General features: G+C 68.6%; 26 protein-coding genes. 13 read left to right on the top strand and 13 right to left on the bottom strand.

Going from position 1 to position 25,020, the window contains the following annotated elements:
• The first annotated feature begins 36 nt into the window (after positions 1-36).
• The 5 genes from D7X55_RS45330 (at position 37) to D7X55_RS11600 (ending at position 2,858) form a co-directional block, all read left to right on the top strand.
• Positions 37-165, top strand: a complete 129-nt coding sequence (locus D7X55_RS45330; RefSeq protein ID WP_255425005.1) for a hypothetical protein — start codon at positions 37-39, stop codon at positions 163-165.
• A gap of 114 nt (positions 166-279) precedes the next feature.
• The gene (locus D7X55_RS11610) at positions 280-783 is read left to right on the top strand and encodes a cytochrome c-type biogenesis protein (RefSeq protein WP_120548236.1); all 504 of its coding nucleotides are present in this window, start codon (positions 280-282) and stop codon (positions 781-783) included.
• A 3-nt stretch (positions 784-786) separates the two neighbouring features.
• Positions 787-1,746 carry a tetratricopeptide repeat protein gene (locus D7X55_RS11605; RefSeq protein ID WP_121723096.1) on the top strand — a complete coding sequence of 320 codons (960 nt, stop codon included), beginning with the start codon at positions 787-789 and terminating at the stop codon, positions 1,744-1,746.
• A 44-nt stretch (positions 1,747-1,790) separates the two neighbouring features.
• Positions 1,791-2,300, top strand: a complete 510-nt coding sequence (locus tag D7X55_RS42890) for a hypothetical protein (protein ID WP_147470087.1) — start codon at positions 1,791-1,793, stop codon at positions 2,298-2,300.
• A 3-nt stretch (positions 2,301-2,303) separates the two neighbouring features.
• Entirely contained in the window at positions 2,304-2,858 is a 555-nt protein-coding gene (locus D7X55_RS11600; RefSeq protein WP_120548234.1) for a hypothetical protein, read from the top strand.
• A gap of 3 nt (positions 2,859-2,861) precedes the next feature.
• On the opposite strand, the gene D7X55_RS11595 is transcribed toward D7X55_RS11600, so the two are convergent.
• The 10 genes from D7X55_RS11595 to D7X55_RS11550 form a co-directional block, all read right to left on the bottom strand.
• Positions 2,862-3,824, bottom strand: a complete 963-nt coding sequence (locus D7X55_RS11595) for a D-2-hydroxyacid dehydrogenase family protein (protein WP_121723095.1) — start codon at positions 3,822-3,824, stop codon at positions 2,862-2,864.
• Between the two features lie 36 nt (positions 3,825-3,860).
• Complete coding sequence (locus tag D7X55_RS11590; protein ID WP_121723094.1) at positions 3,861-5,057, bottom strand: GNAT family N-acetyltransferase; 1,197 nt, start codon at positions 5,055-5,057, stop codon at positions 3,861-3,863.
• 77 nt (positions 5,058-5,134) lie between these two features.
• Positions 5,135-6,313, bottom strand: a complete 1,179-nt coding sequence (locus D7X55_RS11585; RefSeq protein ID WP_199746932.1) for a DegT/DnrJ/EryC1/StrS family aminotransferase — start codon at positions 6,311-6,313, stop codon at positions 5,135-5,137.
• A complete protein-coding gene (locus D7X55_RS11580; RefSeq protein ID WP_121723092.1) occupies positions 6,301-7,419 on the bottom strand; it encodes a GNAT family N-acetyltransferase in 1,119 nt (372 codons plus the stop codon). Before D7X55_RS11580 ends, D7X55_RS11585 begins: the two co-directional genes overlap by 13 nt.
• Before the next feature lie 36 nt (positions 7,420-7,455).
• The gene (gene yvcK, locus D7X55_RS11575; RefSeq protein WP_120548229.1) at positions 7,456-8,538 is read right to left on the bottom strand and encodes a gluconeogenesis factor YvcK family protein; all 1,083 of its coding nucleotides are present in this window, start codon (positions 8,536-8,538) and stop codon (positions 7,456-7,458) included.
• A gap of 107 nt (positions 8,539-8,645) precedes the next feature.
• Positions 8,646-10,013, bottom strand: a complete 1,368-nt coding sequence (gene exoE, locus D7X55_RS11570; RefSeq protein ID WP_120548228.1) for a polyisoprenyl-phosphate hexose-1-phosphate transferase ExoE — start codon at positions 10,011-10,013, stop codon at positions 8,646-8,648.
• 108 nt (positions 10,014-10,121) lie between these two features.
• A complete protein-coding gene (locus D7X55_RS11565) occupies positions 10,122-10,859 on the bottom strand; it encodes a CpsD/CapB family tyrosine-protein kinase (protein WP_120548227.1) in 738 nt (245 codons plus the stop codon).
• Between the two features lie 36 nt (positions 10,860-10,895).
• A complete protein-coding gene (locus D7X55_RS11560) occupies positions 10,896-12,305 on the bottom strand; it encodes a Wzz/FepE/Etk N-terminal domain-containing protein (RefSeq protein ID WP_120548252.1) in 1,410 nt (469 codons plus the stop codon).
• 35 nt (positions 12,306-12,340) lie between these two features.
• Positions 12,341-13,489 carry a hypothetical protein gene (locus D7X55_RS11555; protein ID WP_233609796.1) on the bottom strand — a complete coding sequence of 383 codons (1,149 nt, stop codon included), beginning with the start codon at positions 13,487-13,489 and terminating at the stop codon, positions 12,341-12,343.
• Positions 13,490-13,569: 80 nt separating this feature from the next.
• A complete protein-coding gene (locus tag D7X55_RS11550) occupies positions 13,570-14,139 on the bottom strand; it encodes a polysaccharide biosynthesis/export family protein (RefSeq protein WP_120548225.1) in 570 nt (189 codons plus the stop codon).
• A gap of 406 nt (positions 14,140-14,545) precedes the next feature.
• On the opposite strand from D7X55_RS11550, the gene D7X55_RS11545 reads away from it, so the two are divergent.
• Positions 14,546-14,737 (top strand): hypothetical protein, encoded by a 192-nt coding sequence (locus tag D7X55_RS11545; protein ID WP_120548224.1) that lies wholly within the window; start codon positions 14,546-14,548, stop codon positions 14,735-14,737.
• Positions 14,738-14,854: 117 nt separating this feature from the next.
• On the opposite strand, the gene D7X55_RS11540 is transcribed toward D7X55_RS11545, so the two are convergent.
• Complete coding sequence (locus D7X55_RS11540) at positions 14,855-16,411, bottom strand: phosphatidylserine/phosphatidylglycerophosphate/cardiolipin synthase family protein (protein ID WP_121723090.1); 1,557 nt, start codon at positions 16,409-16,411, stop codon at positions 14,855-14,857.
• 275 nt (positions 16,412-16,686) lie between these two features.
• Between D7X55_RS11540 and D7X55_RS11535 the strand changes: the two genes are divergently transcribed.
• Entirely contained in the window at positions 16,687-18,720 is a 2,034-nt protein-coding gene (locus D7X55_RS11535) for an amylo-alpha-1,6-glucosidase (protein WP_121723089.1), read from the top strand.
• Here D7X55_RS11535 and D7X55_RS11530 read toward each other — a convergent pair whose 3' ends face one another.
• Positions 18,721-19,497, bottom strand: a complete 777-nt coding sequence (locus tag D7X55_RS11530) for a tetratricopeptide repeat protein (RefSeq protein ID WP_120548221.1) — start codon at positions 19,495-19,497, stop codon at positions 18,721-18,723. It abuts the gene before it with no gap.
• A 48-nt stretch (positions 19,498-19,545) separates the two neighbouring features.
• Between D7X55_RS11530 and D7X55_RS11525 the strand changes: the two genes are divergently transcribed.
• Genes D7X55_RS11525 through D7X55_RS11515 form a run of 3 tightly spaced genes read left to right on the top strand, consistent with a single transcriptional unit; the run spans position 19,546 to position 21,791 of the window.
• Positions 19,546-20,541: a WD40 repeat domain-containing protein gene (locus tag D7X55_RS11525; protein WP_120548220.1), complete on the top strand. Its 996-nt coding sequence runs from the start codon at positions 19,546-19,548 to the stop codon at positions 20,539-20,541.
• Between the two features lie 48 nt (positions 20,542-20,589).
• Positions 20,590-20,829, top strand: coding sequence for a hypothetical protein (locus D7X55_RS11520; protein WP_120548219.1), 240 nt, complete (start codon positions 20,590-20,592; stop codon positions 20,827-20,829).
• Positions 20,830-20,843: 14 nt separating this feature from the next.
• The gene (locus D7X55_RS11515) at positions 20,844-21,791 is read left to right on the top strand and encodes a hypothetical protein (RefSeq protein WP_120548218.1); all 948 of its coding nucleotides are present in this window, start codon (positions 20,844-20,846) and stop codon (positions 21,789-21,791) included.
• A gap of 232 nt (positions 21,792-22,023) precedes the next feature.
• Here the strand turns inward: D7X55_RS11515 and D7X55_RS11510 are convergent, their stop codons facing one another.
• On the bottom strand, positions 22,024-22,560 hold the full coding sequence (locus D7X55_RS11510) for a DUF11 domain-containing protein (RefSeq protein ID WP_120548217.1): 537 nt from the start codon (positions 22,558-22,560) through the stop codon (positions 22,024-22,026).
• Positions 22,561-22,918: 358 nt separating this feature from the next.
• Here D7X55_RS11510 and D7X55_RS11505 point away from each other — a divergent pair, with 358 nt between their 5' ends.
• From D7X55_RS11505 to D7X55_RS11495, 3 genes are all read left to right on the top strand, one after another.
• The gene (locus D7X55_RS11505; RefSeq protein ID WP_306437724.1) at positions 22,919-24,184 is read left to right on the top strand and encodes an AHH domain-containing protein; all 1,266 of its coding nucleotides are present in this window, start codon (positions 22,919-22,921) and stop codon (positions 24,182-24,184) included.
• Between the two features lie 19 nt (positions 24,185-24,203).
• Positions 24,204-24,773, top strand: a complete 570-nt coding sequence (locus tag D7X55_RS11500) for an imm11 family protein (RefSeq protein WP_120548251.1) — start codon at positions 24,204-24,206, stop codon at positions 24,771-24,773.
• A 40-nt stretch (positions 24,774-24,813) separates the two neighbouring features.
• The coding region (locus D7X55_RS11495) for an EVE domain-containing protein (protein WP_121723097.1) at positions 24,814-25,020 on the top strand (207 nt) is incomplete at its 3' end.

The raw sequence follows: 25,020 nt of genomic DNA, 5'->3' as shown, positions 1-25,020 counted from the left end.
AGATGGGTATAAGAGACAGTCCTGGGCCTGGGGGCGGTGGGCTTCTTCGCCGTGCGCCACGCGCTGGGCCGCGACGAGCCGGAGGGCTTGCTGCCTCCCGAGGACGACCCGTACGACCCGGACCAGGACCTGGAGACCGAGCAGGACCCGGCGTACCGGGGCTGAGGCCTTCGAAAGTGCCACAGGGGGCTGCCCGGGCGGCGGGCGTGCGGCCCAGGATTCCCTGTGCAATACCCGTCAGGGGGCGGTAGTTAGGGACGGCCCCCGCTGGAGCCCCCGATGAATGCCGTCCTCGTCTCGTTGACCCTCGCCCTGAGCCTTGCCACGGGGCAGTTCGCGCCGCAGCAGGCCGCCAGTGAACCGCTCGCGCCGGCCCAGGAGGCGCGGGTGCAGCAGCTGGCGAAGAAGCTGCGCTGCGCGGTGTGCCAGGGCCTGTCGGTGGCGGACAGCCCGTCCTCCATGGCGCGCGCCCAGCTGGACAAGGTGCGCGAGCTGGTCTCCGACGGAAAGACGGACACGGAGATCGTCGACTACTTCGTCGCGCGCTACGGCGAGTGGGTGCTGCTGGAGCCGCGCGCGGAGGGCTTCAACTGGTTCGTGTGGCTGGGGCCCGTCGCGCTGGTGCTGGGCGGCCTCTTCGTCATCCTGAAGCAGCGTCAGCCCCTGCCCGAGGGCGCCGCCGGCGCGCAAGCCACCCAGGCTTCCTCCCCTTCCACTCCCGCGCCGTCCACCGACGATGCGGACCCCTACCTCCAGGCCGTGCGCCGGGAGCTGGAGCGCTAAGCCATGCAGCCCGAGCCCACCAACTGGTTGCCCGGAATCATCGTCCTCTCGGTCGCCTTCGTGCTGGCGGCCGCGTGGCTCCTCTACATGAAGATGAAGACGGGGAGCGCGCTGCCGGACGCCACGCCGAAGACGGACGGCACGGTGGATGACCTGGCGCAGCGGGCGCAGTCGCTCATCGAGCAGCTGCGCACGCTGGAGGCGGAGAAGCACCACTTCAGCGCGGAGCACTACACGGCGGAGAAGGCGCGGCTGGAGAAGGAAGCGGCGGCCGCGCTGCGCGCGAAGGACGAGCACCTGAAGCGGCAGGCCGCGGGAGAGAAGGCGCCCGCGCGCAACGTGCCGGCGCCCACGGGCTGGGCGTCGCGCAACCCGCAGATGGTGGGCGCGATGTGGGGCGCGGGCGTGGTGGTCTTCTTCGGAGGGCTGGGCTACCTGCTCGTCTCCGAGCAGAAGCCGCGCGAAGAGGGCCAGATGGGCACGGGCGCGACGCCGCCGGGCATGTCCCAGGCGCAGCAGCAGGCGCAGATGCCCGAGATGAACGACGAGCTGGATCAGGCGCGTCAGCGGCTGGCGTCGAACCCGGGCGACGTGGAGGCCGCGTCGATGCTGAGCCACGAGCTCATCCGTCAGCAGCAGTTCGACGAGGCGCTGAAGGTGACGCTGAAGGGCCTGGCGGTGGATCCGTTCAACGTGGAGCTGCGGGTGCACCGGGGCGTGCTGCGCGCGGCGTCGCAGGGCGACCTGCAGGGCGCGGAGGCGGAGCTGACGGAGCTGGTGGACACGTGGCCGGACGCGCAGGAGGCGCTCATCTTCCTGGGCAGCCTGTCGCTGCGCCGGGGCGACAAGGCAGGAGCGCTGGCGCATTTCGAACGATTCACGGTGGAAGTGCCCAAGAACATGCAGCCCCCGCAGCTGGCCCCCGCCATCGCCCAGCTGCGCGCGGAGGTCGCGCAGCAATAGGCGTACGCTGAGCGCCGTGAGTGTGTCACCCCTGGAGGTGGGCCATGGGTGCATCCGGCGTCAGGAAGGCCGCTGTCGCGCTGTGCATCGTTGCGTTGTCATCCGCCTGCGCGACAGGCGGTTCCGCGACGTATGTGGAGGGCGCCCTGCGCCCCCGTCACTTCGTCTTTCATGACGTGGTGAAGTGGGAGGGCGGAGAATCAGGCGGATGGCGGGCAGCGTGTCTGCACGTCGGCATCGCCCGAGACACAGGGGAGATGTTCCTTTGCAGGTTCGGCGTGGAGATGCCCATCGCCAATGACGCGCAGGGATTCATCTCCACCGAACGGGCGCAAAGCCTTTCCGCGAGCTGTGCCAATCAAGCCGCGAGGGCAACCCTTTCCGCGGCGACGCCAGCCACTCCCATCAGCATTGCCTGCGAAGAGTTCAGGTCCTTCTACGAACTCACGCTCAATGCCGCCATCAAGGGGGCACGGGTCCCAAAGGCCTGCACATCGGGCATCAAGCCCGTGGTGGTGACACCTACAGGACCATCCAAACGTGGAGGGATGTAGCCCATGGTTCCATCCATTGAGAAGCTGCTGGAGATTGCGCGGACCTATTGGCCCTCGCAAGAAGACCCCAATCAGGAGCTCTCGCCCGAGGAACATCGGCTCCATGAGCTCTGGCAGACGAAGTTGGAAACGCCTGGCTCTTGGGACGTCCTGATCGAGCAACTCAGAACAACGTTTCCAGAGAAAAGCGTCGGGAACATCACCACTTCCCGGGACGCATCCTTTTGGTGCGCCATCTATCCCAGGCGTACTCCCGAGCGCTCTGGCGTGCACTGGGTCTACGTCGGCTGCGCCAGCATCATCGCGCCCGTCTACACCGTGTACCGGGTCCAGTTTGAGTACGGCGAGCGCCGGATCTTCCGGCAGCTCGACCTGGAGCCTCCCGCGGTAGAGCCAGCGGTCACGATGGCGAGACTCATGGAGTCCACGATGGATTTGAGCCTGCTGCCCCCTGACATCGCCAACCATCCAGCGCCCGTCTTCGTGGGCCGGAAGTCCCCTCCGAAGACAACGCTCTTCGATGCGCTCTTCACCAGCTATGCAGACAACCTCCCCTGAGCCTCACCCCAGTCTGCGGATGGGCGCGCCATCCAGGAACGCGCGGATGTCCTCCACGGCTTCACGGAAGTACGTCGTGTAGTTCCCCTGGGACACGTAGCCCAGGTGCGGAGTGGCCAGCAGGTTCGGCAGTTTCCGCAGCACGTCGTCCACGGGCACCGGCTCCGTCTCAAAGACATCCACCGCCGCGCCCGCGATGACACCCTGTTGCAACGCCTCAACCAGCGCCGCCTGATCCACGATGGCCGCGCGTGACGTGTTGATGAGGTACGCCGAGCGCCGCATCCTCGCCAGCTCCGCGCGTCCCACCAACCCCCGCGAGCGCTCGCCCAACACCAGATGGATGGACACGAAGTCGCTCGTCTCCAGGAGCGCCTCCTTCGACACGGCCCGCGTCACGCCCACCTCCGCGGCCTTCGCCTCCGTGAGGTTCGGGCTCCACGCGACGACGTCCATTCCAAACGCCAGACCGACGCGGGCCACCCGGCTCCCAATCTTTCCCAATCCCAGAAGCCCCAGCCGCTTCCCGTGCAGGTCCACGCCCACCGAGTGCTGCCACGGGCCCCCCTGCCGGAACGCCGTGCTCTCCCCCACCACGTTCCGCGCGAGCGCCAATATCAGCGCCCACGTCAGCTCCACCGGAGGCTCGGTCGCGCTCGCCGTCCCGCACACCGTCACACCGCGCGCGGTGGCCGCGGCCACGTCGATGGACGCGTTCCGCATCCCCGTCGTCACCAGCAATCGCAGCCGAGGCAGCCTTCCAAGGAGCGCCGCGGGAAACGGAGTCCGCTCCCGCATCACGACGAGCAGGTCGAACGGCGACAGCGCCGCGACCAACTCCTCCTCACCGGAGAAGTGCTCGCGGAGCACCGTCACCTCGACCTGTGCGCTCACGGAGGACCAATCCGCGAGCCTCGTCGAAACACCTTGATAGTCATCCAGGACGGCGCAGCGCAGCTTCTCCATGGCACCCGCCAGGATCCGCCAGTGCGCCCCCGGACGTCAATTCACCGCGGCCTTCCGCCTGCGGAACCTGCGCACCTTCTCCACCAGCTCGTCCGACAGCACGCTCTTCACCGCGTTGCGAGTCTGGCGGGCCCACTCCTCGGAGCGCGTGAACCACGTGCCCGCGAAGCTGGCGCCGTGCGCGCGCAGCGACACCGTCTGGCGCTGCTTCGTCACCCAGTCGGCCTTGTACGTCTCCGTGCCTCGCAGGAAGTCGTACTCCGTCAGGCCCATGTCGATGGCGTCCTTGAACGTCTCGCCCACCAGCACCAGGCCCACGCTGCGGTTGCGCCACGCCGGGTCATACCCGGACTGGAAGTACACGAACGTCTGGCCATGCAGGATGCCGTACACGGACGCCACCGCCTGGCCGCCCACCTTCATCGTGTACATCCGCAGCCGGCCCCGCTCCGCCAGCCACTGCGTCGCGTCCCGGTGGAACGCCTCCACACCGGCGCCCTTGATGCCCTGCGAACCGCCATCCGACGACCAGCGCAGCGCGTGCAGCCGGAAGAAGTCCGTCATCGGCCCGGCCAGCTGGCCCGGCGCCTCCGTGCGCTCGATGCGGTAGCCGTCCTGCTTCTCCAGCCACTTGCGCCGGCGCAGGTAGTTGTCCCGCCGGCCCGTGCGTTTGAGGAACGCGTCGAACGGCTCGCCGGGCACCAGCGTCTCGTACGGGCACACGTAGCGCTCCGTCACGCGCACGTCGCCAAACACCTCGCGCGCCACGCCGAGCGTCGTGGAGCCCTCGCGCAGGTCCGTCAAATCCAGCACGTCCCACTCGTCGCGCAGCCCCTGGAGCACGTTGAAGAACGCCCGGGCCACCTCCGCCTCGCGGCCCTTGCGCGCCACCACGTCCAGGTAGTCGCTGCCCACGTGAGTCTCGCCCAGGAAGCCCAGGCGCCGCACGGGCACGCCGTTCACCCAGCGGTGCTCCAGGCCCAGCGGCAACAGGCCCACCAGCGTGCCCAGCCTGTCGCGCGCCGTCAGCACCAGCGGCCGCACGTCGGGCGAGATGCGCCGGCACCACGGATACAGCCATTCCCCGGCGTTGAACGGACCGGCGGTGCTCGCGTCCATCAGCGAGTTCCACTCCGCCCGCATCCCCGCCAGCTGCGAGGCACTGCCCACCGCCGCCACGTCCAGCCGCGGCGACAACCTCGGCCCCGACGTCAACTCGTCTTCGCGGATCACCGCGTCACCCCGATGCCTTTCCCGAAGCACTGCCCCGGCCCCCGGGGGCCATTGCAACCCGGGAGCCAACTCTTCCCTCACGACGCGCGCTTGCTCGGCCGGCGCTCGGACTTCAGCGCCTCCCGGACCACGTCCGCCACCTGCCCCATCACTTCCGGAGACAGGTCCTGATGACACGGAATCTCCAGGATGGTGCGCCGCAGCTGCGCGACCTCCGGGAACTCCGACGGGTCGCACGCCGGATGGAAGCGCTTCCAGAAGTCGATGGCGTCGATGCCCTTCTCCCGCAGCTTCGCCAGCAGCAGCTCCTTGTCCTGGACCACCATCGGGTAGAACAGCGGGCTCACGCCCGCGGGCAGCTGGTTGAAGAGCGGCGGCGACACGTCGCGCAGCCGGCCCAGCAGGAGGAAGTAGTTGCGGCGGCGCGCCTCGACGATGCCCTCCAGATCCTGCGCCAGGGCAATCCGCTTCGTCAGCGGGCTCATGCCCAGGTCCACGTGGCGCCGGTCGAAGTGCTGCGTGCCCGTGGCCACGCGCTCGACGCTCGCGGCCTTCACCGCCCCGTGCCCCACCGAGCGCACCAGGCCGCGCAGCCCCCGGCCCACCGCCCCGCCGCGCAGCTCCAGGTTCTGCAAGAGCGCGGACACGGTGTGGCTGAAGGTGGAAGCCAGCGGCGGAGCCGGCGGCTCCGGCAGGCTGTAGGAACGCTTGCCATTGACGACCAGCGCACCCCCATTGGGTACCGGAAGGGTCTTGTAGAGGCAGAAGATGCCCACGTCGCCCGTGGTGCCCAGCGGCGTCGCGCCGTCCGACGACAGGAGCGACAGCGCGCAGTCTTCAATCAGCGGGATGCCGTGCTCGTCCGCCAGCTTGCGCATGGCGTCCACCGGCCCCGGAAAGCCCGCGTAGTGGATGAGGTAGAGCGCGCGCGTCTTCGGCGTAATGCGCTTGGCCACGTCCACCACGTCCACGTCCCAGCGGCTGCCCACGCGGTAGAAGCGCGGGATGGCGCCCGCGTCCACCACCGCCTCCACCTCCACGCCGTGGTGGTAGGCGGGCATCAGCACCTCGCCGCCATCCAGGCGCAGCATCTTGATGGTCAGCCAGACGGCGTTGCGCGCGAAGTAGAAGTAGCGCGCGTTGGGAGACGAGAACGGCGGCAGCGCGCCCGGACGCGGCGGGGCCATCAGCATGTGCGGCCACAGCGTGGGCAGGGACGGCACGAACAGCTTGTCAGTCGTCTTCACTTCTTCCATCGCGCCACCACCTCTTTCGCCGCCGGTACCCACCGGAACTTCGCCGCGCACAGGGCCCGGCCGAAGGCGGTGTCATTGAACACATAGAGCCAGGTGTGCCGCCGGACCTGATCCGTCCAGTCGCGCTTCCACACCATGTCCGGCCCCAGGAAATCGAACTCGGTGAGCCCCCGCTCCAGGCAGTCCCCCAGCACCTCCTCCATCAGGAGCTGCCCCGGGCTGCATTCCTTCAGGGACTCGTCGTAGCCGGGCTTGAGCAGGAAGTAGCGCCCGCCAAACTCCAGGCCGTACTGGAACGCCACCGCGCGTCCATCCACGCGCAGGAAGTACAGCGCCAGCCGGTCGCGGTAGGCCGCGTCGCGCGCCAGCTCCGTGTAGAAGCCGCGCGTCTTCGCGTCCTGCGCCATGGCCGTGCCGTTGGCGCCCTTCCAGCCGCTCTGCTCCAGCAGCAGCCCCTCTTCCAGGGTGCCCTCCAGATCCAGCCCACCGGAGACGCGCTCGAAGGTGACCTTCCCCTTCTCCTCCAGCTTGCGGCGCCGGCGGCGGCAGTTGGCCTTGAACTTGGACGGCAGCTTCGCGAAGTACGCTTCCTTCTTCGCGGGCAGCGGCACGTAGGGCGAGTTCAGCGACTCCCACTCGCCCACCGGCAGGCCGCCCTCTTTCGCGGCCTCCAGCAGGCGGAAGCCCACGCCGCCGTCCGGCACGTCCGTCAGCCGCAGCACGTCCCAGCCGCCCGTCTCGCGCAGGTGCGCGAGGAAGGCCCGGGCCGCGGCGTCCGGCTCCCGCGCCAGCATGTCGAAGCGGCAGGAGTGCGCGTTGGCCGCGGAGGTGAGCTGGCGGACGGGCACGCCGTACATGGACGTGCGCTCCTCCACCAGCGGCAGCGCGGCGCTGAGCGTTCCATCCTCGCCGCGCAGGAGCAGCACGCGCATGCGCGAGCCGGCGGCGAAGTTGTCCAGCCACAGCCGCAGGAACTCATGCCGGTAGAACAGCTCGTGGGAGGTGGTCTCCACGAGCTGGTTCCACTCGGCTTCCAGGGACATGAAGGCCGCCCGGTCGTTGACTTCCACGACCTGGCTGGCGGCCGAAAGTTGAATGGCTTCCATGTGAGCGGGCCCCAAGGTGGTGATGGACGGCGCGGCCTACAACCCGCTGCGCGCCATCTTCAGCAGGCAGGCGGCGACCTTGCGGCTGTCGTGTCGGATCTTGGAACCTTCCTTCAGAAGGTCCGCCTGCACCGGAATCACGCCGGAGGACAGCAGCTCCCGCGTCTCCGCCGTGACCATGAAGGAGCCCTTGCGCGCATAGCGCTGGATGGACTCCTCCGAAGGCATCCGGCCGTTGACGAGCACCGCGTCCAGCACCGGCCCCACGTGGTCGATGACGGCCTGCACGTGGTCCAGGCAGTTCATGCCGTCCGTCTCACCCGGCTGGGTCATCAGGTTGGCCACCATGACCTTCAGCGCGCGCGTCTCCTTCAGCGCCTGGGCCACGCCGTCCACCAGCAGGTTGGGCAGCACGCTCGAGTACAGCGAGCCCGGCCCGATGGCGATGAGGTCCGCCGAGTAGATGGCCTCCAAGAGGCCGTCCACCGGCGGCGGCGAGCGGGGGCTGAGCGACACGCGGCGCACGCGGCCCTGGGCACGGCAGATGTTGCGCTCGCCCACGACCTCCGTGTCGTCATGCATCTGGGCCACCAGCTGCACCGACGCGAGCGTGCTGGGCAGCACCTGGCCCTTCGCGCCCAGGAGCTCCCCGGACAGCCGCACCGCCTCCAGGAAGTCGCCCTTGAGCTCCGCGAGCGCCGCGATGAGCAGGTTGCCCACCGCGTGGCCCGCCAGGCCCTTCGCGCCGCCGAAGCGGTACTGGAAGACATCCTTCAGCGCGCTCTTGCCACCCGCGAGCGCCACCAGGCAGTTGCGGATGTCGCCCGGGGGCAGCATGCCGTGGTTGCGGCGCAGGCGGCCGGAGCTGCCGCCGTCGTCGCTCATCGCCACGACCGCGGTGATGTCCACGCCGGGCTGCCCCGCCTTGGGGGCCGCGCGGCGGGCCAGCCCCTTGAGCACCATGGGCAGGCCCGTCCCGCCACCCATCGCGACGATGCGCGTGGGACGGTTCTTCGGCGCCTGCAGCAGCTCGTTGCGCTCCACGGCCTGCTGCTTGTTGCGCGCGTCGTCCTGGCTCCACTGCTCTGAGAACGGTGCGTCCACGTCCATGCCCACCATGTTCCGACCCCCTCGCCCATCCCAATCCATGGCTCCACCCTTCGCATCCCGGCCTCCCCCGACAACCGGAGGCCGCGGACCGTCCCCAACATCCACTGCTGAACCGTCTACCGGGCGCCCCGTCCCAGAAGCACGTGCCGTACCGTATGGAAGATGATGCCGACATCCAGGAACAGCGACCCGTTCTTCACGTAGTACAGGTCGAACTCCAGCTTGTTGCGCGCATCCTCCACCGAGGCGCCGTACGGGTAGCGGATCTGCGCCCAGCCCGTGATGCCCGGCTTCACCGCCTCGCGCAGGCCGTAGAACGGAATCTGCTGCTTGAGCTGCTCGGTGAACACCGGACGCTCCGGACGCGGGCCCACGAAGCTCATGTGGCCCAGCAGCACGTTGAACACCTGCGGAATCTCGTCGATGCGCGTCTTGCGGATGAACCTGCCCACCCGCGTGACGCGGTCGTCGTTGGAGCGCGCCCACACCGCGCCGTTCTTCTCCGCGTCGGTGCGCATGCTGCGGAACTTCCAGAGCGGGTACGCCCGGCCGCCCAGGCCCACGCGGTCCTGCCGGTAGAAGACGGGGCCCTTGGAGTCCAGCTTGATGGCCAGCGCCACAATCACCAGGAAGGGCGACGCCAGGAGCAAGAGGAGCGACGCCACGGCCACGTCGAACACGCGCTTGAAGGCCCGGCGCAGCGGAGACACCGTCATCTCATCCGCGAAGGCGAAGTCGCTGGCGCGCAGGAACTGCACCGGGATGCGGCGCAGCACGCGCTCGCAGAAGCCGGCCGCGTCGTACACCCGCCGCCCGTCCAGCCGGCAGCGCAGCAGGGACTCCACCCAGTTGGCGCCGCGCATGTCATCCGCGGCCTGCACCACGTAGGAGGCGTTGAGGCGGGTGGCCATCGCGTCCAGCGGCTCCTCCACCTTGCGCGGGTCCACCAGGGCCACCACGCGGAAGGAACCCTCGCCGCCGTCTTCGATGGCGCTCGCGACCGCGCGGGCCTTGAGGCCGTCACCGACGACGAGCACCGCGTCGGGTTCACCGACCAGCGCCCGGATGGAGACGCGCACCACCAGGGTGCCGGCCAGGGCGCCCATCGCGCCGCCCAGGAGCGTCCCGGGAGGCAGCACCACCGGAAGCACCAGCGGGAGGATGAGCATCACGCCGCCCGCCACCATCGCGGTGACGCCCGCGGCCTTGAGGAAGCGGTAGCCGCGCGTCCGGTCCTCGGCCGCGATGCGCAGGTCGTACAGGTCCAACAGGTACAGCGTGAACTGGAAGGTGACGACGAAGGCCAGGCCCAGTCCCACCAGCGTCGGCCACATCGTGGCGAACGGGGGCTGGGTGCCCAGGGGCGCGAAGAGGGCCGCGCAGGCCGCGGCACCCGCGACACAGGCCAGCGCGATCGCCGAGGACTCGGCAAGGAAGAACGTCAGTTTCTTGGCTGAAAAATAGTGGTGGAAAACGCGAAGCACGTGACTCCTCCAACCCCAACCCGCCGCCGCTCCAGGCCCCCCGCCCATCGCACCTCATCGGTGCGAGGAGCGGGTCGGGCCGCAATCACTTCACTCGACAACCGACTGCTACTTCTTCACGTAGTTCTTCAGGTACGGGGTCGCGTTCACTTCCGCCCCGTTGAGCACGCAGCCCACCAGCGCCGCGCCCGCCAGCTGCTCCACCGCCTGGTTCACCACCTTGGAGGGGGTGACGTTGGCGCGGATGACCATCAGCACGCCGTCCATCTGGTGGCCCAGGATGGCCGCGTCCGCGAACGGCAGCGTCGGCGGCAGGTCCACGTACACCTCGTCGAAGCCCTCGCGCACCGCCTTGAGGAACTGCTTCATGCGGGCGGACGCCAGCACCTGGGTGCTCTCCTCCGGCGTGGTGCCGGCGGGGATGACCGCCAGGCGCGTGGAGTTGAAGCGGCGCACCACGTCGCGCACGTCGCACTCACCGGCCAAGAGCTCCGCCAGGCCCTGCTTGTTGCGCATGCCCAGCGTCGGGGCCACCTGCCCCCGGCGCAGGTCCGCGTCCACCAGCAGGATGCGGCGCTCCGGGTTCGCCCGGGCCGCGGCCAGGGCCAGGTTCACGCTCGTCACCGTCTTGCCCTCCCCGGGCATCGCGGAGGTGAGCGCCACCACCTTCATCGGGCGCTGCTCGCGCATGCGCTCCAGGCGGTAGTACAGGGTGCGGTACTGCTCGGCGGCCGCGGAAGCAGGGGCCGTGAGCGTCACCACCCGGCGGTCCACCGCGTTGCTAGAGGCCGCGCTGTCGTCCACGCGGGGGAGGAAGTTACCGGCCCGCTCCATCGTCGAATCCATCTGAGTTCTCCAATCCTTTCCGTAGGGGGTCGGCAATTAGTTCAGGGAAGTCGGCGAGGAGACGCTGTTCTTGCTCCCAGCCATCGGCATCAGAATCCGCTTCTCCGTCTTGCCTTGCATGTTCGGGACCACCGCCAGGACAGGCAGCGTCAAGCGCTCACGGACCTCGGTACCATCGCGCAGGCTGTCGTCACGCATCTCCAGGACGGTGCCGGTGAGGACACCCAGGGCCAGGGCCACCAGGGCGGCGATGAGCAGGCCGCTCATGCGGTCCGGGCGGGCAGGCGCGCTGGGCACACCGGCGGGCGAGATGACGTTGAACAGGCTCTTGGCGCTCTTGGCCTCCAGCTCCTGGGCGATCTCCGCCTCCACCTTGCGGCTGACGACGCTCTGGTACTTCGTGCGGGCGATTTCGTAGTCCCGGTTCATGACCGCCAGCTCCTGGGCCCAGCGCGGGGTGTTGTTCAGCCGCGCCTGGTACGCCTCGGCCTGCTTCTGGAGGTCCACGATGTCCTTCTGGATGTTGGTGATGAGCGTGGCCACGCGGGTGCGCTCGTTGCGCTCGGCGAACATGCGGCCTTCCGCGTCCTTGCGCTGGCTGCTGATGTCACCCAGCTCACGCTCCATCCGCTTCACTTCCGGGTGGTCCGGCGTCCACTGCGTCTTGGCCTGGGTGAGGGTGCGGGACAGGCCGCTCTCCGCCGCCTCCAGCCGGCCGGCCTCGCTGTCCGCGGCGTTGCGGGCGCGGGCCAGGTCGGAGCGGCGAGCCTCGGCGCTGCGCAGCTCCTCGGACTTCGTCTGCAGCTGGGCGCTGATGCGCTCCAGGCCGCGCATGTTCATCTCCATCTGCTCGGGCAGCTCGCCCAGGTGGTCCACCTTGAACTTGGAGATCTTCGTCTCCCAGGAGGACACGGCCTTGCCCATGGCGACCATCTCCTCGGTGAAGAGGTCGGTGGCGCGGGCCGCCTGCGTCTGGCGGATCTTCAGGGTCTCCTCGGAGAAGATGGCCGGCAGCCGGTTGGCCACCTGCGCCACCACCTGCGGGTCGCGGCCCGCGTAGGTGAGCTCGAAGGCCGTCTCGCCCTCGACGCGCACGGTGAGGTCCTTGCGCATCTGCTCCACCGCCGCCTCGATGCCCTTATCGGACACCAGCTCCGGATAGAGGTTCATCTCCTCGATGGCCTTCTGCAGCACCGGCCGCGCCAAGAGCTCCTGGCGGACCGTCACGAGCCGCTGCTCGATGAGTTCGCTCACCGTGCGCTGGACCATCTCCTCGCCGGGGCGCTGCGGCTCCACGCGCACCACCACGGACGCTTCATAAATGCTCGGCCGGGTCATCACGATGGCCGCGCCCAACACGAAGATTGCTGCAGCGATCGCCCCCACCAGGGCCTTGCGGCGCCACAGCGCCGAAAGCAACTGGTCCGCCGTCATCCCACGCTCCATGATCCGCTCCTCCACCTTGAATCCTCGAAAGTTGCCTACCAAGCTGTCATGACCAGACGGAGGGCGAACACGTTGCGTGTCAGGTCCCCCGCCCCAGCGACATCCGCCGCACCCACCTGCGCGATGCGGTCGAACGCCCCCTGCAGCGCCAGCTTCCGGCTCAGCCGGTACTCGACGCCTCCACCCACCGCATAGCCCTGCGACACGTTCGTGGTGTTCCGCCACTCCGTGTAATTCAGATTGGGAGCCGTCCCGTTGCGGAAGAAGCTGGCCGCCCCGAAGGCCGACAGCTTCTGCGTGAAACGGTGAGCCCCCATCACCGACGCGTAATCCGCCCACACCGCGCCGGAGAAACCGCTCGCACCCACCAGGTCGTGGCCCACGGCGAAGCCGAAGTCGCTCCGCTCGCCCTCGCGCACCAGCTCCAGCGCCACGCGGGGCAGCCACCCGCCACGCGTCGCGTCCGAAGGCAGGTAGCGCACCGGCCCGCCCCGGAGGGTGAGCGTGGTGGGCCGCGTCAGCCGGTAGCGCAGGGCCGCGGAAGCGCCATGCGCCTGGCTGTAATCCCTGTCATAGAGGAAGCCCTGGTAGCGGTACTCGGCGCCCAGGGACAGCCGGCGCGTGGTGCGGTACCACAGCTCCACGGACGGCGTGTGCGCATAGCCGGCCACGCGGCCCGCCTCGATGATGCGCGTTGCCTCGAACATGTAGTTGCCGCGAACGTCCAGGCGCTCCGTGGCGCGCGCCGTGAGCCCCACCTTCGTCTGCGCATAGAAGGTGGGCGCCGTGGAGCGCGCCAGGCCGTCGCGCGGCAGCGACGTGGGGTCGGTGACACGGAACACCCTCGCGCTGGCGTCCAGCCGCAGCCGCCGGGACAGCACGTCCCGGAAGCCCACGCCCGCGCGGTGGTCCACCGTCGTCTTGCCGGAGCCGTGCCGGGCCAGGAGGTCCGTGGCGTAGAAGGACTCGAGCGTCAGCTGCTCGTTCTTCACGTCCAGACCCAGCCGCGGCGACAGCTTCGTCATGAACTGCCCGTTGGTGCCCGCTCCGCCCAGACGGATGTCATTGTCGAAGCGCTCCTCCGCCGTCAGGCGGAGCCGCGGCTCCAGCAGGGTGGCCGCCTGCGCGGCCGGTGCGGCGATGAGACAGCCTGCAATCACTGCCCGCTTCCAGTTGCCCCTCACCGCCGCCCTCCCGTCCTTGCCCACGCCCACGTTCGCAGCTTCCCGATGTCTGTCTTTGAAGAGGTTCCGCCCGTCCCGCCTCACGGGACGACGACGGTGTCACCCGGCCGCAGGATGACGCTCTCACCCTCGGGGGAGACCAGGTCGCTGTAGCGCACCGGGATCTGCCCGCCCTTGCCGTCCGTGCGGATGACGACGATGCCGTCGGAGTTGGCGAAGTCCGTGAAGCCGCCGGCCAGCGCGATGGCCTGCAGCAGGGACACGCGGCCGCGCAGCGGGTAGGCGCCCGGGTGGGCCACTTCCCCCGTCACGAACACGCGGCTGCTGTTGACCTCGCGGACGATGACCGTCACGCGCGGCTCCTGCACGTACGGCTGCAGGCCCGTCTTGAGCATCTCCGCCAGCTCCGTGGGCGTCTTGCCCGCGGCCTCGATCTCACCCACCATCGGAATGGAGATGTAGCCGTCGGGGCGCACCGGCACCGTGCGCGACAGCTCCTGGTCGCGCCACACGCTCACGTCGAGCACGTCCTCGCGGCCGATGCGGTAGGGCTGCTCCGCGTTGTCGACCTTCAGCGTCTGCTGGTGAGCACAACCCGACAGGAGGAGCATCCCCATCACCGTCCAGAACCCCGTGCGCCGCATTCCCATCTTCCGCTCTCCTTCGTTCACTGATGTTCCGCGCGAGCCACCCTCACACGCCCTGAAGGGCCGGGCAGCGCGCTTCTGGCGGTGGCTCTTAGCAGCGCGTGTGCCAACGGCAGGGAGGTGGGAAAACCCTTGGAATGCGATGGGTTACGGCGTGCCACACAAGGCGCACATCGGCGCATCCGGGAAAAATTCCGGTCTGCCACCGGTGTTCTCCCCTGTGCTTTCTGCCGATCGCTTCCACGGGGTGGAAGAGGATTGCCCAACGAAAGCCACGCACCTTCCACGCCCTTTCGGGCTCCCTCTCAGCCCGCCATGCCACAGCTCCGGCACGGCTCTTGAAGAGGGCTTGGGCGTCGGACAGCGAAACGGTTTCTGGGGTCCAATTCAGTCCAGAGGGGGACAGCGGATGGGCAAGGTGGCAGGGGCGGTGGGGGTGGTCTTCATGCTCGGAACCAGCATCGTGGGGCTGATGGGGGCCTCGATGGGCAACGGCGTCGAAGCGGGCGTGCTGGGGATGGTGGGCCTGGCCCTGTACGGCGGCAGCGCGCTCTTGAGCGGCAAGGCGGCGGAGCCCGCTGGCGTCGCGAAGCAGGCCTAGCGGCCGTCTGAAACGCTGTAGGAAGCACAGGGGCCTCCGGGCCGGATCAGCGAAGTGGGAAGCCAGGCTTCCAACCGCTGCCGGCCCGTGGGCCCTTGTCGTGTCTGGAGCTTCGCTTCAATGCGGGTGGGGCCCGGCTTCCGGAGCCTGGGAGTCCTTCGCCTCCGGCAGCGCCGGGGCTGGCGTGACGACGGGCCCGGGAGGCACCTCGTGCTCCGGCAGGGGCTGCGCTTGCGTCCCCTGGGCCTCCTGGCGGCGCAGGCGCAGGGCCCGGCTCCAGAGGGCGATGCCCGCCCACGCGCCCAGGACCGCGGCAGGCACGGCGACGACGTGGGGCCAGTAGAGCGCCACGCCCGCCAGGGCCAGCGGCACGACGCCCGCGCCGAAGACGACCTTGGATTCGGTGCGGCCCAGCTCACGGTGGTTGGTGACGGCGGCGCCCACGGTGTTTCCCAGCCGCACCGCGCCCGCGGCCGCGCGGCTCATGCTGCCCCGCCGGCCGGCAGCCCGCCGCTGCGAGCGAGGCAGCGCCGGCGCGGCTCTCATGCGCCGCGCCCTTCCACCGAGCACCACCTCCGTCGCGTGCTCCAGGTCCTGGAGGTACATGTCCTCCATGCACCGGGCGAAGCCCGCGTCCTCCACGGCGACGTCGATTTCGGAGTTTCCCAGCCAGCTGGCGGGGTTGAGGTTGGAGGAGCCGACGCGCGCCCAGGTGCCATCCGCCACCGCCGTCTTGGCGTGGAGCATGGTGCCGTTCCATTCATAGACGCGGATGCCGGCCTCCAGGAGGGGGCGGTAGCCGGCCTGGGTGAGCGGGCGCAGCGCGGGGATGTCGCTGCTGCCGGGCACGAGCAGCCGCACGTCGACACCATCGCGCGATGCGGCCCGGAGCGCCTGCACATAGGTGGCGGTGCCCACGAAGTACGCGTCCGTGAGCCACAGCCGCTTGCGCGCGAGCGAAGCGATGAGCTGGTCCACGCGGAACAGCCCCGCGCTCCAGGGCACGCCGGCCACCACGCGCAGGGGCACGTCGCCCCGGGGCAGCGAGGCGCGAGCGGAGAGGCAGCCCTCTTCATCCAGAGGCGGGCCCACGGTGCTCCACCCCTGGGCGAAGGCGCGCACGAGGTCCGCCACGGCGGGGCCGCGGATCTCCAGGCCGGTGTCGCGCCACGGGGCCACGCCCTTCTCCGCATCCCCCACCCACTTGTGGCTCACGCACAGGCCGGAGACGAAGCCCACCTCGCCGTCCACGGTGAGCGTCTTGCGGTGGTTGCGGCCCATCCAGGCCAGGGGCCGGTCGAACTGGAAGGGGTTGAAGCAGCGCACCTCCACGCCCGCGTCGCGCAGGAAGCGCCAGTAGTCGCGGGACGCGGGGCCCAGGCAGCCCAGCCAGTCATAGAGGACGCGGACCTGCACGCCGTCGCGAGCCCGGGCGGCCAGCGCCTCCGCGAAGCCCCGGCCGACCTCGTCGTCTTCAATGATGTAGTTCTCGAAGAGGATGGACTGCTGGGCCTGCTGGATGGCGCGCAGCCAGGCCGGGTAGTTCTCGCGCGCGTCGCGCAGGAGCTGCACGTCGTTGCCGGGCACGAGCGGCGCGCCCGCGGCGCGGGAGAAGACCTGTTCGGCGATGTTGTGCTGCCGGCCGCTGATGCCCGACGACTTCACGATGGCCACGCCATGCCTCCTCGGGAAATCGGGGTGGGCCTGAAGGCTCCAGGTGAGGTGCGGTCCACTGGAGCGGGTCGCAAGGGCTCCGGGCGCGGGGATTCCCATGCGCTCGTCTTGAAAACGAGGGCCTGGTTGCCCGGCTGTCCCCCCCTCGAGTCCGGGGGCCGGGAGATGCGCTGTGTGGCGCGGGCTTGCATGAGCAACGTCTTCCTACCCTTCCCGCGCGTCTCCGCCCAGGGGTTGCCTGCGGGACGGGCGGCACTCGCGGAGGAGACGAAGGCGTGAACGAGACAACCCCTGCCCTGCCCCGCCTGTCCTTCGACTTCCCGGAGGGCGCCGACTTCAGCAGCGGCGTGAACCACGAGTGGCTCTTGACCAACGGCCGGGGAGGCTACGCCTCCGGCACGGTGGTGGGCTGCAACACGCGCCGCTACCACGGCCTGTTCATCCCCACATTGGAGAAGCTGGGCCGCACGGTGCTGATGGCGAGGCTGGAGGAGACGGCGCTGGTGGACGGAGAGCGCTACCGGCTCACCTCCGAGGAGCACGCGGAGGGCGGCGCACTGGACGACGGCGCGAGGCACCTGCGCCACTTCCACCTGGAGGGGCTGATTCCCGTCTGGGAGTACGCGGTGGGGCGCGCGCGGCTGAGGCGGCGCTGCGTGATGGTGCACGGCGAGGACACGGTGTTCCTCGCCTGGGAGCACCTGTCCGGCCCGGAGGTGACGCTGCACCTGCGGCCGTTCCCGACGCTGCGTCCGCATGACGGGCCGCTGTTGAAGGACGTGGCGGAGCCCATCGTCACGCTGCGAGGCCCGCTGGTGGAGCTGCGCAACGGCGAGGACGGCCCTCTTCAACGGATGCGGCTGTATTCGGACGCGCCCGCGCCGTACGTGAGCCTGGCGGAGACGTCCGCGCCGCAGCATCTGCGGACGGAGAAGGCGCGCGGCTACGACTTCACGGAGGTGCAGCACTCGCCGGGCTACTTCACGGCGACGCTGAAGCCCGGGGGCACTTTGTATTTCGGGCTCACGACGGAGAAGCCCGGGCACCTCTTGGAGCGCAATCCCAAGGAGGTGTTCGAGCGCGAATTGGGACGGCAGGAGCGCCTGCTGGAGCGCGCGCCGGAGCATGCACGCACGGGAGTGCCGGCGCGTCTGGTGTTGGCGGCGGACCAGTTCATCATCGATCCGCCCAGGCCCGCGGACGCCGCGTGGGCGCGGTCCATGGGATTGGACGCGAGGAGCGTCATCGCGGGCTACCCGTGGTTCACGGACTGGGGCCGGGACACGATGATCAGCCTGGACGGGCTGACGCTGGCCACGGGGCGCTACCGCGAGGCGGCGGCCATCCTGCGCACGTTCCAGCACTACGTGCGGGACGGGCTGATTCCCAACTACTTCCCGGACGGAGAGAACGAGGGCGTCTACCACACGGCGGACGCGACGCTCTGGTTCTTCCACGCGGTGGACCGCTACCTGGAGGAGACGGGAGACGAAGTGCTCCTGCGCGACCTGTTCCCGACGTTGAGAGACATCGTGGCGCACCACCAGAAGGGCACGCGCTTCAACATCGGCGTGGATCCGGCGGACGGGCTCTTGAGGCAGGGACAGGAGGGCTACCAGCTCACCTGGATGGACGCGAAGGTGGACGGCTGGGTGGTGACGCCGCGCCGGGGCAAGGCGGTGGAGCTCAACGCGCTCTGGTTCAATGCGCTCAGGCTGATGGCGGGCTGGGCGGAGCGGCTGGGAGAGGAGTCCGGGCCGTACCGGGGCGCGGCGGAGAAGGCGCAGGGCAGCTTCAACCAGCGCTTCTGGAACGAAGCGGGCGGCTGCCTCTACGACCTCGTGGATGGTGAGGACGGCCGAGAGGACGCGAGCGTGCGGCCGAACCAGGTCTTCGCCATCTCGCTGAAGCACCCGGTGCTCAAGCGGGACAAGTGGGCGAAGGTGCTGGAGGTGGTGCGCCGCGAGCTGGTGACACCGGTGGGCCTGCGCAGCCTGGCGCCGGGGAGCAGGGACTACAAACCGAAGTACGACGGGGACCTGCGGGCCCGCGACGCGGCCTATCACCAGGGCACGGTGTGGGGCTGGCTCATCGGCCACTACGTGGACGCGACGCTGAAGGTGTCCCCGGACATCAAGGCCGCGAGGGCCCTGCTGTCTGGAATGGAAGACCACCTGTCACACGCTGGGATTGGGCAAATCTCGGAGATCTTCGACGCGACGGAGCCCTACCGCCCGCGAGGCTGTTTCGCCCAGGCGTGGAGCGTGGCCGAGGCGCTGCGGGTGTTCAGCAAGACGAACGTGGGCTGATCAGCGCTGTTCCAGCTTCTTCAGCCACCTGGCGGCCCGCGCATGTCCCAGGCTCGCCGCGTCGCGGAAGTGACGCGAGGCTCGCGCCTTGGATTGGGGCACGCCCAGGCCTTGCGCGAACATCTGGCCCAGGCTGAAAGAGGCCTTGGCGTTCCCCTGCTCCGCCGCCAGTCGATACCAGCCAAAGGCATGCATGGCGTCTGGAGGAACGCCAATGCCATTGAGATGGTTGTAGCCCAGGGCCAGCTGCGCATCCACGTCGCCTCCCTTCGCGGCCATTTCGTAATACGCGGTGGCTCGCTTCAGGCTCTTGCGGACGCCCATTCCCAGCTCATACGCCAGACCGACGTTGTATGCCGGAATCGGGTGCCCCTGCCGCGCGAGCTTCCGGTAGATCCGGACCGCCTCCTTCTGCCGGTGGGCTTCGGGGCCCTCGAACAGCAGATGCGCCAGGTTTCCCTCGGCGACGGAGAACCCCAGGGCGACGGCCCGGCGATACCAGGCCTCCGCGAGGCCTTTGTTCTTCCGGACGCCATGTCCGTTGTCATAGGCGAGGCCCAGGTTGAACGCCGCGACGTCGTCCCCCAGCGCGGCTGCCTTTTCGGTCCACATCCGGGAGCGCTTCGGGTCACGCCGGACGCCATCGCCATAGAGGAAATGGAGCCCCACGTTCGTCATGGCCTCCCGCTTCCCGAGCCGCGCCGCCGCGAGGTACGCCTCGAAGAGGGCCGCGCGGTCGTCAGGCCGTGCCTCCTCGAGCGTCCACGCCCTGCCCATGGCGGCATCCGCCAGTGAAGTGACTCTTTCCATTCCGGCCTACACGACGTGAGCTCGACAGACCTGACCCAGGCAGTCATCACCCCGGCGAATGTGTCCGGACTGAAGCGTTTGCGGCAGCTGGGTCCCGAACTCGGGATCGTCCGGGGGGAAAGGCTTTGCTTCGACCCTTCGGGCACCCGGCTGCTCGCCAAAGACGCCTCGGAGTCCCGCCTGCGGTGGTGGAACCTGGACTCAGCAACGGACGTCGCCAGCGGCTTGGTGGAGCTGAAGATGGGGCCCATCGAGGCCCTCTTCCATGGCTCGAATCACATCGTGACCGCGGGGCCGCCGGTCGCGGAGGCCGCTGTCGCCTGGCGTCCGCGGCTCATGGCCTTGTCCACGACGGACGGTTCGCTCTTGCGAGAGCAAACCCTCTCCGCGTGCGCCACCGGCTTGGCCATGTCCCGGGACGGCATCCTGCTGGCCATCCTGGAGCGCGGCGAGGCACTTCTCTGGGATGTGGCGGCCTGGAAATGGATTCGTGACCTGCTGGGCGTTGAGTGGCACGCCACGGTCAAGGCGTGTGCATTCTCGCCTGACTCACGCTTCGTGGCCGCGATCGTGAATGATTACGACCATGACCAGGCGGGCCTCTACCTCTGGGACCTGAAGGCCAGCTCTCATCCCTGGGTTCATTCCCTGGGGTTTCAGTTCGCGGCGGGCGTTGCCTTCCATCCCACGCGGCCCCTCCTGGTCGCGAGAGGCGTCCACGAGGTCGTGGTGATGGATGTGAATGAGCGTCGCGTCCTGAGTCGTTTCAACGACTACGGTTATTACGTGAGCAACTTCAACCTCAGTCCGGACGGAGAATTGATGTGCTCCTCCACTGACAACTGCGGCCTCGTGCTCCACCACGTCGATACCGGGGAGGTGCTGTTCAGCCACTCGGACGACAGCGAACTCCCTACGGGGGATGCGGTCTTCTCACCCGATGGCCGCTTCATCGCCCTGGCCCAAGGGGATGGGACCGTGGGCCTGTGGGGTGTGGGTCCCCTGCCTTGACGCGTCCAAATCTGACGTGCCATGAAAGCCCCTTCAGGGGGGAAAGCCATGGGAATCACCCGTATCAGCTACACCGGGTTCGTCGTCGCCACGGCCACCTTGATGGTCCGTGAGGGCAGCACCGTGGAGGCGGTCGGGGTCTTCCTGACAGTGGCGCTCGCCGGAAAGTGGGCCTACTCCCGGCTCACCCGCACCGAGCCCCCACCGACGAGCGACACCCTGCTCGGTGCGTACAATGCCCCGCGTCCAGAGACCGATGCATCGAGCAACTCGACCTGGCGACCTTGAGGGGTTCTTGACGCATGCTCAGGCTCATCCGGTACATCCTCGAAGGCAACGCGCTGGAGGCATTGGGAATCTTGCTCCTGGTCCTCCTGGTGCGGTGGGTGTTCTCCCTCCTCACCGAAACCAAAGACAGTCACCTTCCCCAGGCGACGAGCGACACCCTGCTGGGCGCGCACGCGCCGGAAGGCCCCACGCTCGCACCACCGGAAGTCCCGGAGGCCCCCTCCTCTCCGGTGCCCATGTTGCTCGGCCTGGGGCTCCTCCTCGTGGTGCTGGTGATGGGAGGCATCCTGCTCGTCAGCCAGGGCGGCAACGGTTCCCTCCACATCGTGACCCACACAGAGGACCCCGACCGCGACATCAACCTGCGTGTGGACAACGAGCCCCTGGAGCCGGTGCTCCATGACGGCCAGCACCTCGTCTATCCAATTCCCACCGGGCCCCATGAAATCTACCTGCGGGTTTCATCCGTCGGCGTCTCGCGCAACTTCCGGGCCGACATCCAGCGCGGCGACGCCCTCATGCTATCCGTTCATCCAGACATGTGCGCCGTGCAGGTCGACATGTCGACCCTCACCTACGGCCGGCCCCCCAGCTCCACGCCGACGCGGATGGCCGGTGTCCACGTCCGCACGCTCCCCGTCGTGGCCCGCTTCACGAACACGGCGTCACCGCTGCGCATCCCCACGGACGCCTTCCTGTCCTTCAACGAGCTGCCAGAGCAGCTGCCCCCGAGTGGGACCGCCAGCATCCTGACGCCCCTTCCCTGCGCCCAGGCCCAAGACGACCGGACCACCTGGACCGCCGTCCGGGAACTCCACGTCGGACTCAACGACGCCGCTCAGCGCGTGGGCTACACGGAAGAGGACCCCACCCGGGGTGAGGTCTCCGCCATGGACGACGCGCAGCTCCTGGCACTCCACCGGCGCCAGGGCGCGGCGCTGGCGCGGGAAACACCTCCCTGAGCCAGGGTGCGCCGCCATGGCGACTCCGCAGTACGGGTTGAGTCGGCATGGGGTGCGTTCTCTCCGCCGGCATCATGATTTCTCGAGCTTCCGCAACCCTCTGGCGGCCCTCGCATGTCCCAGGCTCACGGCGTCACGAAAGTGGCGACAGGCTCGCGCCTTGGACACGTGCTCCAGGCAGGCCTGACCAGCGCGAACACCTTGCGCCCAGAGGCCCGAGCTTGTCCTCGGCTCAAGGGAGGATGGTGAGGCGATACGTTGGCATGTCATTGCTGCTATCAGCATCGTGATCAAGGGCGTCCACGATCCCCAGGGCACTGAGCTTCAGGCTTCCAGCAGCGTGGGGCACGCAGACGATGGTAGCGGTCGCGGACGCGCCCACGGCCAGATCTCCCAATTGGCAGCGCAGGCCGCACCACGCGTCGTGGGCGCACTTCCCTTGTGACTCCGTGTGCGATTCGAACGAGAACTCACCGCCGGCCGCCAGCGTCGCAACGATGGACTTTGCAGGGGCGGTTCCGACATTCCGCACCTGGAGCGTGATGGTCACGGGTTGGCCCACCCGAGCAGGGGTCGGGCTGACGCTCAGGGTCGTGGCGGTATCGACGGGAAGCGGTTGGGGCTCACAGACGTCCCCGAATCCGTCTCCGTCCTGATCCGCCTGATTGGGATTCACCGTGCCCGGACAGTTGTCGTCTCCGTCCTGCACGCCGTCGCCGTCGGTATCCAGTTTTTTCAACGCCTCAATGTCAATGCCCGGCTCCTCCACGACCCCATTGGGGATCCTCACGGGGGGACGCGTGGCCGGGGGACCTGAAGTCCCGGCGTCCATCAGCGTTCCGGATGTGGCCCCAGGCGTACAAGTCAGTCCCGTGGAAATGAGCACCACAGAAAGAAAGGGCATGTGCATACCTGAAGGGTACAGCAGCATTGTGCCGACGACTGCCTTTTCCCTCCCTGGAGACAGTCGAAGCACGCGTGGAGGCCCGATCCGCTGGGTTCTGGCCGTGGTCCTGCGTCGCCCTGGAGGATGAAGCTCTCTGCCATTTGGGGGATTGATGAGGATCCATCGCGCTGTCGCCCTACTCCTGCTGGTCTGGCTGACAGGCTGTGCCTCAGGGCGCGTCGTGCGCTTGGACACGGGCCAGGGGCCGCCGGCCGTCTTCACGCCTCACAGCGACGAAGCCGGGCCGGTGGAGGTGGAACGGCGCGAGTTCAAAGCGGCCGTCACGAGGCTGGCGTGGGGCGTGAGGATCCCAACCCATCCCCAGCAGGCCGCGCGGCGCCTGATGGGAGTGGACGCCCGCGGCGGCACGTACCTCTTCGATCCTCGCACCGGGCGGATGACGCCACTGGAGGGGGCTGCACTGGCCTCCGACATGCCGTCAGCGGAGGTGGAACTGACGCGGGCATATCTTCGTTGGTGCGAGCGCACCGGGCGCAAGGGCGACTGCCTGCGTTTGCTGTTGGAGAGTCCCACCGTCACCGGAGACGGACGCTATGCGCTGGCCATGGCCATGGCTCAAGGTGCCGTCCGGGAAGAGATGCTGGATGCCTTCAAAGGCATGGCGGACCCGCACGCGGCGCTCTCGGCGGCGCTATGGACCATGACCCTCTATCTGGTCCTCTGGTCGGTGCCCGAGCCAGTGAGCAAGGGCCTGGCTGCTGTAATGACGGCGACAGCCATTGTCTACCTCGGGGTGGACACCTTCTGGACGCTGATAGCGGGCTTCAAACGGCTGGTGGAAGAGGCGGACCGGGCCACCACGTTCGACGAGCTACGCGATGCGGGTGAGCGCTACGGCAAGGTGATGGGTCGCAACGCGGCGCGAGCCTTCGCGCTGCTGGCGACAGTGGCCGTCGGCAACACGGCTTCAGGCTTCGCCGCGAAGGTGCCGACGCTGCCCGGTTCTGCTCGGGCGGCGGCGCTGGCTGGGGGCCGCGCGGGTATCCGCCTTGCCGCGGTGGGCGAAGTGGGGGCAGTGGCGGTGACGGGCGAAGCCGTCACGGTGGCACTCGCTCCTAATGCAATGGCCATGGGAGGCACGGCCGCCGCCCCGGTGGACGCGGCGGGGCACGACCACCACATCGCCACGAACAAGTGGTGGAAGGCCACGAACAATGAAGGCCCGTGGTCTCCCAAGTTCCAGGAGATTTTCGACAAGGCAGGCATGTCCCTCGACGAACCGGCCAACATTGTCCGCGTCAAAGGCCACAAGGGACCTCACCCTCAGGCGTACCACAGGGTGATTCTCCGCCGCCTGTATGACGCAACGGAGGGGTGTCGCACCATGCAGCAATGCCGAGAAGCGCTGACTGCGGAATTGCGTGACCTGGCGGGGGAAATCGCCACTCCAGGGTCCGACCTCCACAGGCTGGTCACCGGCACCTAGGATCACGACAATGGTTCACATGGGAAGGCGCTACTTCGATCTGAGCGATGACATGACCATTCCGGGCCGTTGGGTGCTCGGAACGCCCACCGACGCTCAAGGCCAGAAGGTGGACGACCCCTGGATGTTCTATCGGGGCCAGCGACTTCCTGACATGGGACGCTTGAGGCTTCCCATGGATGTACCCGGAAGGGCGCTCGACTTCACACTCGCGGCGTTCGCGGCCCCGGTGGTCCACGCCCGAGTGGCTTCCGCGCTCACGGAGCTGGCCCCCGAGGAAGTACAGACCCTGCCCGTGGAGATAGAGGGCCACCCTGAGCCGTTCTTCATTCTCGTGGTGACCCAAGTCATTCAGTGCATTGACGAACGAGCATCAAGGCACGTCAGGAAATGGACCCCAGAAGATGGGCGACCCGAGAAGCTGGGGAAATACCGGGACGTGCGAGGGATGCGGATCGACCCGGCGCAGGTAGGTGACGCCAAGATCTTCCGCCCCCGGGGCTGGGCTATCGCACTGATTGTCCGGGACGATGTCAAAGAAGCCCTGGAACGCACGGGGGCCACCGGGACGGAGTTTGAAGAAGTCTAGGGACGGACTCCATCAAGTCCCTGAGCTAGGGTGCGCCGCCATGGCGACTCCGCGGTACTGGTTGATCAAGAGCGAACCCTCCGTCTACGCGTACGCGAAGCTGGAGGAGGACGGCAGGACGGAGTGGACGGGCGTGCGCAACTTCGAGGCACGCAACAACCTGCGGGCCATGACGCCCGGGGACCTGTGCCTCTACTACCACTCCAATGAAGACAAGGCCGTCGTCGGCGTGGCGCAGGTCCTCTCC

The sequence above is a fragment of the Corallococcus sp. AB049A genome, from assembly GCF_003668885.1.
GTDB lineage: Bacteria > Myxococcota > Myxococcia > Myxococcales > Myxococcaceae > Corallococcus > Corallococcus interemptor.
Note: the sequence above shows the minus strand (reverse complement) of the source record. Positions and strands in the feature narration are given on the sequence as shown.

Coding starts and splice junctions, on each gene's coding strand:
- D7X55_RS11520 (WP_120548219.1), top strand. CDS start 20,590: ATGGGAATCACCCGTATCAGCTACACCGGGTTCGTCGTCGCCACGGCC.
- D7X55_RS11500 (WP_120548251.1), top strand. CDS start 24,204: ATGGGAAGGCGCTACTTCGATCTGAGCGATGACATGACCATTCCGGGC.
- D7X55_RS11580 (WP_121723092.1), bottom strand. CDS start 7,419: ATGGAAGCCATTCAACTTTCGGCCGCCAGCCAGGTCGTGGAAGTCAAC.
- D7X55_RS11610 (WP_120548236.1), top strand. CDS start 280: ATGAATGCCGTCCTCGTCTCGTTGACCCTCGCCCTGAGCCTTGCCACG.
- D7X55_RS42890 (WP_147470087.1), top strand. CDS start 1,791: ATGGGTGCATCCGGCGTCAGGAAGGCCGCTGTCGCGCTGTGCATCGTT.
- D7X55_RS11595 (WP_121723095.1), bottom strand. CDS start 3,824: ATGGAGAAGCTGCGCTGCGCCGTCCTGGATGACTATCAAGGTGTTTCG.
- D7X55_RS11585 (WP_199746932.1), bottom strand. CDS start 6,313: ATGGAAGAAGTGAAGACGACTGACAAGCTGTTCGTGCCGTCCCTGCCC.
- yvcK (WP_120548229.1), bottom strand. CDS start 8,538: ATGGTGGGCATGGACGTGGACGCACCGTTCTCAGAGCAGTGGAGCCAG.
- D7X55_RS11530 (WP_120548221.1), bottom strand. CDS start 19,497: ATGGGCAGGGCGTGGACGCTCGAGGAGGCACGGCCTGACGACCGCGCG.
- D7X55_RS11600 (WP_120548234.1), top strand. CDS start 2,304: ATGGTTCCATCCATTGAGAAGCTGCTGGAGATTGCGCGGACCTATTGG.
- D7X55_RS11605 (WP_121723096.1), top strand. CDS start 787: ATGCAGCCCGAGCCCACCAACTGGTTGCCCGGAATCATCGTCCTCTCG.
- D7X55_RS11515 (WP_120548218.1), top strand. CDS start 20,844: ATGCTCAGGCTCATCCGGTACATCCTCGAAGGCAACGCGCTGGAGGCA.
- D7X55_RS11550 (WP_120548225.1), bottom strand. CDS start 14,139: ATGGGAATGCGGCGCACGGGGTTCTGGACGGTGATGGGGATGCTCCTC.
- D7X55_RS11545 (WP_120548224.1), top strand. CDS start 14,546: ATGGGCAAGGTGGCAGGGGCGGTGGGGGTGGTCTTCATGCTCGGAACC.
- D7X55_RS11565 (WP_120548227.1), bottom strand. CDS start 10,859: ATGGATTCGACGATGGAGCGGGCCGGTAACTTCCTCCCCCGCGTGGAC.
- D7X55_RS11560 (WP_120548252.1), bottom strand. CDS start 12,305: ATGGAGCGTGGGATGACGGCGGACCAGTTGCTTTCGGCGCTGTGGCGC.